Below are 11330 nucleotides of genomic sequence, written 5' to 3'. Positions count from 1 at the left end.
TCGCCCCCTCGCTGTAGAGCGCCCGCCGGAGGCCTCAAGGCGCCCACCACGCACGACGATTGCCGCCAACGCAACGTGTGCGCAGTGACTCGGACCTGTGCGCGGTTGTGAACACGAACACCGCCAGCCGCCAGCGCAACCAGCGGGGCACAACCGAACTGCGTCCCCCCGCGAGGCCATCCAACCATTGGCGAAGCCGTAAAGATCGCCTGTAAACCCCACCCCAACCGCACCCGCCTACGTGTCCCCGCACCCCCGGTGCGGCATCATGGTCATGTCACACACGTGTGGGCAGGCGGGAGGCAAGTCGGGGGCGATGAGCATCGCGGCCAAGGACGGGGCCGCACCGCCGACGGTTCCGGACGCGGCAGCGCGGGTCCTGGAGTTCACGCAGGTCGCGAGACCTGCGGATGTGCCGCTGATCATCAACGCCTTGACTGCCGCAGAGCTTTCCGCAGGCATCGCACGACTCGGCCTGCGACTCCCTCCCACGGTGATCGAGCATGTCGTCACCCACGGCCCGCGCACCGCCCGCAACACCCTGGCCTGGCAGCTCCGGCAGCCGCCTCGGCCCGCACTCGTGCGCTTCCCGTTCATGGGCAACCTGAGCAACCAGAACGCCGCGCGCAACGTGACCGCCCCACATCACCGCGCCGCCGACCCTGCCGCCGACCGCCACGCCCACCGCGACCCCCACCCCCACCCTGACCTCCACCCCAGCCCCAACCACCCCAACCCCGTCCACGACACCGCCCGCCGCCGCCTCCTGGCCCTAGCCGACCCCGACATAGACCGCGCCCTGTTCGGCCGCCTGGAACAACTCGGCATCCCCTGGGTCCGCTCAGCAATCCTCCGCGACCGCCTGGGCCCCGACGGCAAGCCGATCGTCCCCCCGGACCTGCGCGCCAAGCTCGCCGCCTTCCTCACCACCGCCGTCCTCCCGATCTCCCCAGACCACCTGGCCGACACCGCCACCGACGACCCCGAATTCGAACTCCTCCGCGTCCTAGCCGCCGCCCACGACCCGGCCCTCTCCCTCCCCGCCGCCCGCATCCTCGGCCTCCCCGCCCCGATCCCCGCCCACCAGCCCGGCTGGCGCGACCAGGCCTGGGTCCAGCGCTGGGACCGTCCGGGCGCCGGATCCTGCTCCTGGCGCCTGGACTGGGACGAAGTACTCGCCCTGGCCGCCGACCACGAGACCGTCGCCGGCGACCGCGGACGCTTCCTCGCCCGCGTCGCAGGCCTCGACGAAGCCGCCGCGCGCGAGGACATCCCCGCCGACGTCCGCCACCAGCTCCTCGCCAGCTACCCGCAAGCCGCCTGGCACGTCGCCGCGCCCGACGTCACCACGCTGCGCCGCATCGCGACAGCCGTGACGACACTCCGGCGCCGATGGGACGGCTTCGAACAACACCCCGAATTCAGCACCTCTATCAGTGAACTGTTCATCAGAGGTCTGTCTCTCGGCTCACTCACAGCCGCCGACGTCATCGACCACGCCGTCCCCGCCAGCGCCGTCCTCAACCTCGCCTGGCGACGCCACGCCGACGACATCCTCCCCGCCGCCCGAGGCCGCGCCGACCTGGCCGAAGAAATCCGCGCGCTCCTGGACCGAAGGCTCGGCGACGACGTCCCACTATGGACCGCCCTCCTCGTACGCTCCTTCATCTGGACCGGCACCGTCGCAGAGTTCATCGATTCCACCGCCGTCCTCGGCCCGCAGCAGGCCATCCCGGACGAGGAAGAACTCGACGACGCAGCCGAGGACGTCCCCAGCGCGAACGTGCTACTCGCCTTCGCACGTCCGCACGTGCAGCTGGAGGTGCTGTCCGACGGACCCGGTGAGCTGAACTCCTTCGAGCTTGCCCTGCTGGAAGGCAGCCCCCTGGCCCCGGGCCTGGTGTCCCGCGCCCTCGCCGACGACGCCGGATTCGACGCCCGGCGCGCCCTGGCCGCCAACCCGGTGACGCCGCTCGCCGTGCTCCAACGCCTCCTCCACGATCCGGTGGACCCGATCGGCACCCGGCTGGCCATGCTCTACGACGTCGCCGATCCCGGCGTCCGCTACGCCGCGCTGGAAATGCTGGAGCAGTCCGGCGCCGCCTGGCCCCAGATCCTGCACTTCGTCCAGAACATGGACGAGGCGTGCGTCTACCAGCTCATCGCCGCCGCGCCGACTGCCGAACGTCTGCACTTCCTGCTGAAGAAGTTCGGCCGGTATCTGGGTCCTGACAGCTCTCTGCTGCTCTACGGACGTCTGGCGGCGGAGGCCGGACCGGAGCCGGTGTGGGACGCCGCGATGTCCGCGCCCAACGGGCTGGAGCACGCCGGATCGTCCGTGCGGGCCTCGATGGCCGGCGGCGGCGTCGAGCCGCTGCTGGCCGGCGCCGGGGCCGTCGCGCAGACGGACATTCCCGGCGTGACCGTCCCCGACCCGGATCTGGCGTACACTCCGCATCCCGACGACCCCGCACACTGGCCCTTGGAAAACGCGGTGCGGCAGCATCTTGACAACGACGCACACCGGTGGCGGATCATGGTGCGCCGGCTGATGGAAGCCGGCCCCCTGGAATACGCGCAGCTCGTCGATCTGGTCGAGGCGATCGGCGACGGCGCCGGGGAGGCTGCGGAGGGGGAGCCGTGAACCGAGTCGAGGACCGGGGACGCCCGGGACGCCCCCAGGGCCGGCAGCCGGCCCCGCCGCTTCCCTCGCACCCCACGATCGACGACTACGAGCGGGCGGTGGCGGCCTTCCACCAGAGCCCGAATCCGGCCGTGGAGTTCGGCTACCTGCGCGAGGTGGCGCTGGTCGGGGCGCGGCTGGGCACGATCCGGCCGGCGGAGATCGTGCGGCACGTGAGTCCGGCCGCGGTCGCCGTGACGCTGGTGATGGAGCCGGAGATCGTGACCGTCAGCGACGCCGTCACGCGCGCCATCCTGCGCGGCGACAGCGCCGGGCCGCAGTACTGGGCCCGGATGGTGCGCGAAGTGGACACCGCACGCGCTCCGCTGGCCGCGCTGGTGAAGGCCAGGCCTGATTCCGGCCGCGGCGTCATCGCCCGCGGGCTGCGCCGCTCCGCGCAGGACGAGCGCGCGGCGGCGGACATGTCGGGGCAGCGCTGGCGCGCGGCGAATGTGGTGCTGGCACTGGCCCCGCCGCTGGCCGCGCGGGAGTTCCTGGCCTCGGGGGCGACGATCCACAAGGAGCCCTCGGAGGCGGAGCGGACAGCGCTGCGGGAGCAGGCCTCGCTGATCCTGGACATGATCTCGCAGGCGCCGCTGTGCCGGGAGCTGGTCGAGCACGCGTTCCTGTCGCTGGGGGACACCGCGCTGCGGATGCGGCTGGCCGAGAACCCGTTCACGCCGGACAGCGTGCTGGCCCGACTGGCGTGCGAGCGCGACACCGAGCCCGAGGTCACGCGCGCGGTGCAGGTGCACGAGTTCGCCGGCGGGACGGCGCGGCGGCTGGCGTTCCAGGCCGTGCGCGACGAGCCGGAGGCGGTGCTGCGGGGCCTGCGGGCGATGCTGCGGTTGTGCGGGGAGGAGGCGTTCCTGGAGATGGTCGAGGCCGCGCCCCAGGAGCAGGCCGCGTGGGTGCGCTCGGTCGTGGCCGCCGCCGGCCCCGATCTGACGCCGGCTACCCGGCTGCGCTCGTACGTGCGGCTCGCCGAGCTGTCCGCGCCGGAGGTCGCGTGGGCGGTCGAGCTGAACCGGGCCGGATCTCTGGAGCGGATGATGCCGGTGGTCCGGGCGTCGATGGCCGAGGGGACGGCGCAGCCGATGATCGCGGCGGTGCGCGAGGACAAGGCGGCGGCCGCGGCGGCGCGCCGGGTGGCGGCACGTTCGACGGGGCGCGTCGGTGCGGTCCGCTCGGGGCGCGGCGCTCATCTGGACCCCGAACGCGCCGAGCTGCGGCCCGGGCAGTCGAGCGCGCAGGCGCAGGCCGAGCGGCACCGGGTCGCCGCCGCGGAGATGAAGCGGTGGCGCAGCGAGGGGGCGTTGGACGATCCGGTCCCTTTGGTGTGAGGCTGTGGGGGTTGCGAAGGTGCGGGTGCCGGTGGGGCTGCGTCTGAGGCTGCGGCCGGCGACCGAGACGCGGCGGGAGACGCGGCCGGAGTGGTCGTGAACGCTGGTGTACGACCGGAAGACATTGGCAGGCTACTGAGATGCGCTCGTTCTACGACGACATGGCCGACGACTACCACCTGATGTTCCAGGACTGGGACATCAGCATGGAGTATCAGGCCTCGTTGTTGTCCGCGGTGATCGAGGCGGGCACCAAGCGGTCGGCGGGGCGGGTGCTGGACTGCTCGTGCGGGATCGGGACGCAGGCCATCGGCCTGGCACGGCTCGGCGGCGCGAGCATGATCGGCACGGACCTGAGCCCGCGAGCCGCGACCCGTGCCGCCCGCGAAGCCACGGCGCGCGGCGTGAGCCTGCCGACCGCGGCGGCGGACATGCGCGCGCTGCCGTTCGCCGAGGGCGTGTTCGACGTGGTGCTCAGCGCCGACAACTCGGTGACGCACCTGCTGACGCCCGACGCGCTCACAGCCGGCCTGGCCGAGATGCGCCGCGTCCTGCGCCCCGACGGCCTGCTGATCCTGACCGTGCGCGACTACGACGAACTGCGGGCGAAGCGCCCCACGACGACCTCGCCGCAGGTCTCCGAACAAGAAGCCGGCCGCGCCATCGCGTTCCAACTGTGGCACTGGCACCCCGACGGCGAGCGCTACGACATGGAGCACTTCCAGCTGGCGCCGTCCGGCGGCGACAAGTGGGACGTGCGGGTCCGGCGCGCGACGTCCTGGGCTCTGACGCGCGCGCAGCTCGGGGAGTCGGCGACGGCGGTCGGGTTCCGGGACGTGCAGTGGATCGAGCCGCCGGATTCCGGGTACTACCAGCCGATTCTGACGGCGCATCGGTAACGGGGCCGGGGCCTGCACGCCTGTGGTGATGTTCGTCGGCATTTCGACCGGTGAGTCGCGTATCCACACCGCTCTGCCGGCCTGTCTTCTGGCGGGGCAGCAGACTGACATGAACCTGGTGCCACGCGGCCGATCAGCTCTTACAGCTGGTCGGCCGCGCGCTGTGTCCGTGTGTTCGACCGCGTCTGCAGTCGCTCACCCCTCCCAGAAAGCCTTCCGCACGCGCAGCACCCAGTCCTCGGCCGCCGCCGTGTTCGCCTCGGTCGGCAGGACCGACCGCGCCGTGGCGAAGCGCTCCTCGGCGTCGGCCATGAAGGGGCGGGCGGCGTCGGGGTCGGCGGCCACGCGTTCGCCGAAGTCGCGGTAGCGCTCGGGGTCGGCCAGGCGGATGGTGACGTGGCCGGTGGTGTAGAGCTCGTGGCCTTGGTCGACAAGGCGCATGAGGTGCCTGGCGTGTTTGGCGATTTTGCGGTGGGTCCAGGTGGGGTCGCGGGACAGGAGTTTGCGGAACTGCTGCGTGGCATAGCCGAGGTAGGCGTCGTGGACGCGCGGTGCGGACAGCAGCGAGGTTCGCAGCGCGATCGCCTCGTCGCCGAGGGGTGTGCGCAGCTCGTACAGGTCGTCGGGGAGCCACAGGAGTTCCGACGCGGTCGGGTTGCCGCCGAGGGCCAGGCGGGCCAGCTTCGCCGCCTCGTGGAACGTCACGTCCGGCGCCGAAGTCACGTGGCTGTCGCGCGGCGTGTGCAGGCCGAGCAGGGACAGCGTCGGGGCCGCGAACATGCCGAGGCGGTCCACGTCCGAGCCCGGGCCGGACAGGCCGTAAGCGGTGGAGCCGACGATACCCGAGAGCAGGACCGTTCCCGGCTTGAAGTGCTCGAAGTCAGGCCTGGTGTCGGCGATGGTTTCTTCAGCCTGAGTCATGGCGGCATCCCCCCGGATAGCGGAAAACTCAGCTCACCGTAACAGGCAGGTGCTCGTACCCGCGAAGGACAAACCGCTGGTTCCGCGTCGGCGCCCCGGCCGCCGCCAGCGCCGGGAACCGCTCCAGCAGCCGCGGGAAGCCGATCGCCGCCTCGGTCCGGGCCAGCACCGATCCCACGCAGAAGTGCGGTCCGGCCCCGAAGCTCAGCGGGCCGATCGCGGCCCGGGTGGGGTCGAAGCGGTCGGGCTCGTCGTAGCGCCGGGCGTCGCGGTTCGCCGCGCCGATCATCAGCGCGACCTCCGTGCCGGGGCGCACCGGGACGTCGCCGACCGACAGGCCGTCGGTCAGCGCGATCCGCGTCGTCAGCTGCACGGGTGAGTCGTACCGCAGCACCTCCTCGGCGAAGCCGGCGTAGCGCAGGTCCCCGCGCCGCAGGCCGGTGCCGACCTCCGGGTGCTCGAACAGCAGCCGCACACCGTTGCCGAACAGGTTCGCGGTGGTCTCGAACCCGGCGATGAGCAGCAACGCCAGGTTGCACAGCAGCTCGGCCCCGCTCAGCCGGGAGTCGTCGGCGTCGCAGACCGCGATCAGGGCACTGACAAGGTCGTCCTGCGGGCACCTGCGGCGCTCGGCGAACAGCCCGCCGAAGTACAGCTCCAGCTCCAGCCACGCCGCGTCGGCGCCGTCCAGGCGGCTCAGGTCGTCGACGTAGTCCAAGACCGCGGCCAGCTCGGTGGCCAGCACCCGGAACGTCTCGCGGTCCTCGGCGGGGATGCCGAGCAGGTCGCAGATCACTGAGACAGGGAGCTGATAGGCGAAGTCGTCCATCAGGTCCACGGCCGCGCCGTCCGCCCCGGCCTCGGCGACCCGGTTCAGCAGCGTCTCGACGGACCTGCCGATCATCGGCTCCAGCGCGGCGACCCGGCGCGGGGTGAACACCGAGGAGATCAGGGGACGCATACGCCCGTGGTCGGGGGCGTTGGCGTAGATGACCGACCGCTCCATGCTGCGCAGCGACGGCCGGCGCTGCTGTTCGTCGTCCCAGGCGCGGCCGCGCCAGTCGACGTCCCAGACCCCGAACGAGGCGTTGCGCAGGACCTGGTCGCACTCCTGGTAGGACGGCACCATCACGAAGCCTTCCGCGGCGTCGATGACGGGCCCGAGCCGATGTGCCTCGTCGTAGAGCGGATAGGGGTTGTCACGGCCTTCGGCGGTGAGCAGTGCCCCCATGATGTCCATCGGCTCCATGAACCGCAAACGGCGGCGCGGCCCGGGAATGTTCCCGGGCCGCGCGAAAATATCTAAGTGTTCTTATTCGCCTTGGTCAGTGGCCTGATTAGCGCCTTGCTCTGTCTGACTCCGGGCCGGCCTCTGCCCTGCTCGGTCCTGCCCGGTCCTTCGTAGTCTTGCTTGGTCCTACTTGGTGGTCAGCGTGACCGTCAGGATGCTGCGGTAACTGGCGAGGTCGTTCGCGCCGACCGTGTACAGCGCGCTCGGGTCGGTGCCCAGCGCCGTGCCCGGCTTCGGCAGCGGCTTGGGGGTGCGGTAGCCGGCGAACACCATGGTCGCGGTCTTGCCGTCGTGACCGAGGACGACCTGCGGGCCGTAGATGCGGCCGCTGTAGTAGAGCGCCGGGGTGGTCTGCGGGAAGGAGGTGTCGACCGACAGCAGCGGGTTGGTGAAGCCGTCGACGATCTTCCAGTTCACGCCGTCCTTGCTGGTGGCGTAGCCGATGTAGTGGAAGCCGTCGCTGTCGCCGTCGTAGCAGTTGCCGGCGGCGTAGAACAGGCCCAGGGTGCCGTCGGGGTTCTTCACCACGGTGCCCGAGGGGCTGACGAACCGGGTCGCGGTCGCGCTGGTGCTCTCGTTGTCACCCAGGCCCGAGACCGGGCCGTTGTCGGTGAAGTGGATGCCGTCGCGCGTGGTGGCGCTGCGCACCGTGGAGCGGTCCTCGTTGTTGCCGTAGTACGGCGCCTTGTTCTTGCCCTCGCCGATCTTGTTCAGCGTGGCGAAGGGGACGGCGCAGGCGTTGGCCTGGTCGGCGGTCTTGAAGTAGTTCAGCTGCTTCTCGACGTACAGCACGGTCACCGAGCGGCCGTCCTTGGCCGGGAGCACGCCCAGGATGCCGTCCGGGGAGACCAGGCCGGTGGTGGCCTGGGTGTCGGCCGGGACCACCGGGTAGGTGCCGGCCGCGGCGCCGCTGGCCGCGGTGCCCGTGCCGCCGGTGCAGCCGATGAAGGAGGTCGCGGTCGAGTCGGTGCAGCGCACGTCCTGCAGGCCGGCCGAGGTCTGGATCCGGACGGTGCCCGGGATCTCGAAGGCCGAGGTGTCGGCGGCCGGGATCGTGGCGGCCGGCAACGTCACCGCGGCGGTCAGCGTGGTCGTCGCGCCGGTGCCGACGGCCTGCGCCGAGGGCAGCTTGGCCAGCGGGTTGTGCGCGTCGGCGTCTATCCGGTGGACCAGCAACTGCGAGCCGGGGGTGTCGGCGGTCGGCCGGGTCAGCGTGTACAGGAAGTCCTTCCCACCCACGTGCAGCACGGTCGGGTGGCCCTGGCCGTCGTCGTTCAGCGCCGGCGAGGGGCACTGGCCCTTCTGCGACTCCAGCGCCTGGCCCTGGTAGGTCCAGGTCTTGCCGCCGTCGTCGGACTTGGCCGCGAGGACCGCCTCGTCGGTGTCCTTCGGGCGGTAGTCGAAGAAGCCGCGCAGGTGCTGGCCGCTGCCGGTGACGTTCGGGAAGTAGGCCGGCTGGAACAGCTCGGTGCCCGGGTTGCGGGTGACGTTCCCGTTGGCGTCGCAGTAGCCGGCGGTCGGCGAGCCGTACGTCGCCGGGGTCTGGCCCAGCGTCCACGGGCCGCCCTTCAGCGTGGCCGGCGTGACCTGGCCGGACAGCGTCCAGGTGGTCGGCTGCCCGTGGTGCCGGCCGGCGGCCATGGCCGTGGCCGGGACCAGCAGGGCCGAGCCCACGGCCAGGGCGACTGCCGAGACCGCGAGGCGTCGCTTGGACGCGAGGTAGATTCTCATGAGGCGGAGTTGTATAACGCCTGGCCGAGGTATCGGTGAACTGCGGTTATATCTGACGAGCATTCACGTGAACAGTTTGTGAGGAGGGGGTCGTGCGGATCCGCGTAGGTGGCCCTGGGGACGTCCCGCTGCTCCTGCGGTTCGGGGACGAGGCGGTGGCGTGGATGAACGCCCGGGGGAACACCGGGCAGTGGGGGACCGAGCCCTGGACCGGGAACGACAAGCGTCGGGAGGGGTTCGAGCGGCGGGCAGGCACCGGCGGGCTGCGGGTACTGGAGGACGAGGACGGGACGCCGCTCGGGGCCATGGTGATCACCGAGGAGCGGCAGCCTTATGTGCCGGAGGCGGAGGAGCGGGAGTTGTATGTCAACTTCCTGATCACGTCGCGGCAGCACGCGGGGCGCGGGGTCGGGCGGCTGCTGGTGGAACGGGCCAAGCGGGAGGCAGCGGAGCGGGGGATCGATCTGCTGCGGGTGGACTGCTGGGCGGGGGAGGGCGGGAACCTGGTGAAGGTTTACGAGGGGTACGGGTTCCGGCGGGTGCAGGAGTTCACGGTTGCGGAGGCCGGGGACTGGCCGGGGATGTTGTTGGCTATGCGGTTGTCGGAGTTGGCGCCGGTCGCAGCTAGCTGATGCGGTCGGCGATCGTGGCGGCGCAGTCGGTGGTGTCGGCGGGGTCGGTGTCGGTGGTGTCGACGGTCAGGTCGTAGTGCACGTCTTTGTGGACGATGTCCGCCTGCTGCGCGGCCATTCCGGTGGTGCGGTCGCCGCGCTGCTGTTCGCGGCGTGCGGCGACGGCGGCGTCGCAGTGGACGCCGACCCACAGCACGTCCAGATCGCCGAGGGCCTGCTCCCAGCGTTGCTGGCTGGCCGCGCCGCTGAGGAAGACGTCGTCGACGATGACGTTCGCGCCCGCGCGGGCTGTCGCGGCGATGCCGGCCATCCAGGCGGCTTCGAGGGTGCGGAAGTCTGCGCCGACGGTGACCTCGCCGTCAGCTTGGAACTGGATTCCGCTGTCTGCGGAGAGCATTTTCTCCGGCAGCGCGTCGACGAAGTCGTCGATGCTGAACGCCAGCCAGGGCTGCGGCAGGACGGCCTGAAGCCTGCGCGCGATGGTGGTCTTGCCGGAGCTGGAGCCGCCGTTGAGGACGATGACGCGGGGTGTCACGCGGGCTGTCACGCCGAGGTCCCGTGCCGTCCGGCCCCGTCGGCGAAGCGTTGTGCGCCGGAGACCGCCTCGGCCAGGGACACCTGCGCGTGGCGCAGCTCGTTGCGCAGGGCGGCTTCCTCGTCCAGGCCGTCCTGTTCGAGCGCTGACATGCGGTCCTCGCGCAGGCAGAGCTGCGGCAGCGCGGCGATCTCGGCGGCCACCGCCTCGGCGGCCTCGCGCACCGTCCCGTCCGGCACCACCCGGTTGGCGAGCCCCCAGGCCAGGGCCTCGTCGGCGGCGACGGCGCGCCCGGTGAGGATCATGTCCATCGCACGGCCGTGGCCGATCAGGCGCGGGAGCCGCACCGTACCACCGTCGACCAGCGGCACGCCCCACCGCCGACAGAAGACACCGAAGACAGCGCTCTCCTCCACGACCCGCAGGTCGCACCACAGCGCCAGCTCCAGTCCGCCGGCCACCGCATGCCCCGAGACCGCCGCGATCACCGGCTTCGACAGCCGCAGCCGCGAGGGCCCCATCGGCCCGTCGCCGTAGGCGAGCATCCCGGCCGGCACCGCACCGGCGGTCAGAGCCTTGAGATCGAAGCCGGCACAGAACGTCCCCCCGTCGCCGTAGAACACCGCGACGTGCGCGTCGGGATCCTTCTCGAACTCCTGGAACGCCGCCAACAACGCCAAAGCCGTCGCCGGATCCACGGCGTTGCGCACCTCGGGACGATGCAGGATGACGGTGGTGACGTGGCCGTTCTTTTCGGTGCGGACTGCGGGGGTCTCGGCGTTCATGGGGGCAGTCTTGCGTGTTGGGTGGTGGTTGGCCAGATTGGTGCGGCTGTCGGGGGCACGGTCGTGGTGGTGGTGGTGGCGGTGGTGGCAGGCCCAGTGGCGGCGGTAGGGGCAGGGGCAGGGGCGGTGGCAGGCGATCAGGTGTCTCGTCCGCCGTTCATCCTCGACGGGAAAGAGGCGCTCCTGCTCTGTGTGTGGGGGCTGGTGTTGGGCGGGGTGCTGGTGTCGGGTGGGGTGCGGTCGGTGGGTGGTTTACAGGCGATTTTTACGGCTTCGCGCATGGTTTTATGACCTCGCAGGGGGACGCAGTTCGGTTGAGCGTTGTGGGTCGCGCTGGCGGCCGCCGGTTTTCGTGGGCAAGACCGCGCACAGGTCCGAGTCACTGCGCATGCGTTGCGTAGGCGGCAATCGTCGTGCGTGGTGGGCACCTCAAGGCCTCCGGCGGGCGCTCTACAGCGAGGGGGCGACCCGCGCGTCGGGCTTGGGGGCGCCGGTCCGCGACTGGTCGGC

10 protein-coding genes are annotated in these 11330 nt (G+C 71.5%); 5 read left to right on the top strand and 5 right to left on the bottom strand.

Features of this window, described 5'->3' with window-relative positions; all coding sequences use genetic code 11:
* The first annotated feature begins 316 nt into the window (after positions 1-316).
* From ABH935_RS50515 to ABH935_RS50505, 3 genes are all read left to right on the top strand, one after another.
* Entirely contained in the window at positions 317-2644 is a 2328-nt protein-coding gene (locus tag ABH935_RS50515) for a hypothetical protein (RefSeq protein ID WP_370385178.1), read from the top strand.
* Complete coding sequence (locus ABH935_RS50510) at positions 2641-4026, top strand: hypothetical protein (RefSeq protein WP_370385177.1); 1386 nt, start codon at positions 2641-2643, stop codon at positions 4024-4026. Before ABH935_RS50515 ends, ABH935_RS50510 begins: the two co-directional genes overlap by 4 nt.
* A gap of 140 nt (positions 4027-4166) precedes the next feature.
* Positions 4167-4925 carry a class I SAM-dependent methyltransferase gene (locus tag ABH935_RS50505; protein WP_370385176.1) on the top strand — a complete coding sequence of 253 codons (759 nt, stop codon included), beginning with the start codon at positions 4167-4169 and terminating at the stop codon, positions 4923-4925.
* A gap of 195 nt (positions 4926-5120) precedes the next feature.
* Here the strand turns inward: ABH935_RS50505 and ABH935_RS50500 are convergent, their stop codons facing one another.
* The 3 genes from ABH935_RS50500 to ABH935_RS50490 form a co-directional block, all read right to left on the bottom strand.
* A complete protein-coding gene (locus ABH935_RS50500) occupies positions 5121-5846 on the bottom strand; it encodes a DNA polymerase beta superfamily protein (protein ID WP_370385175.1) in 726 nt (241 codons plus the stop codon).
* Between the two features lie 28 nt (positions 5847-5874).
* Complete coding sequence (locus tag ABH935_RS50495; RefSeq protein WP_370385174.1) at positions 5875-7086, bottom strand: cytochrome P450; 1212 nt, start codon at positions 7084-7086, stop codon at positions 5875-5877.
* Between the two features lie 177 nt (positions 7087-7263).
* A complete protein-coding gene (locus tag ABH935_RS50490) occupies positions 7264-8868 on the bottom strand; it encodes a hypothetical protein (protein ID WP_370385173.1) in 1605 nt (534 codons plus the stop codon).
* Positions 8869-8960: 92 nt separating this feature from the next.
* On the opposite strand from ABH935_RS50490, the gene ABH935_RS50485 reads away from it, so the two are divergent.
* Positions 8961-9500, top strand: a complete 540-nt coding sequence (locus tag ABH935_RS50485) for a GNAT family N-acetyltransferase (protein WP_370385172.1) — start codon at positions 8961-8963, stop codon at positions 9498-9500.
* Here the strand turns inward: ABH935_RS50485 and cpt are convergent.
* Together cpt and ABH935_RS50475 are read right to left on the bottom strand one after the other, a co-directional pair.
* On the bottom strand, positions 9493-10035 hold the full coding sequence (gene cpt, locus ABH935_RS50480) for a chloramphenicol phosphotransferase CPT (RefSeq protein ID WP_370385179.1): 543 nt from the start codon (positions 10033-10035) through the stop codon (positions 9493-9495). The genes ABH935_RS50485 and cpt overlap by 8 nt on opposite strands.
* Positions 10036-10043: 8 nt before the next feature.
* Entirely contained in the window at positions 10044-10820 is a 777-nt protein-coding gene (locus ABH935_RS50475) for a crotonase/enoyl-CoA hydratase family protein (RefSeq protein ID WP_370385171.1), read from the bottom strand.
* 126 nt (positions 10821-10946) lie between these two features.
* On the opposite strand from ABH935_RS50475, the gene ABH935_RS50470 reads away from it, so the two are divergent.
* On the top strand, positions 10947-11111 hold the full coding sequence (locus tag ABH935_RS50470) for a hypothetical protein (protein ID WP_370385170.1): 165 nt from the start codon (positions 10947-10949) through the stop codon (positions 11109-11111).
* Positions 11112-11330: the final 219 nt, after the last annotated feature.

This window comes from Catenulispora sp. GAS73, assembly GCF_041262085.1.
In the GTDB taxonomy this organism is placed as follows: domain Bacteria; phylum Actinomycetota; class Actinomycetes; order Streptomycetales; family Catenulisporaceae; genus Catenulispora.
The sequence above is the reverse complement of the archived record's forward strand: the minus strand, read 5'-3'. Positions and strand labels throughout refer to the sequence as shown.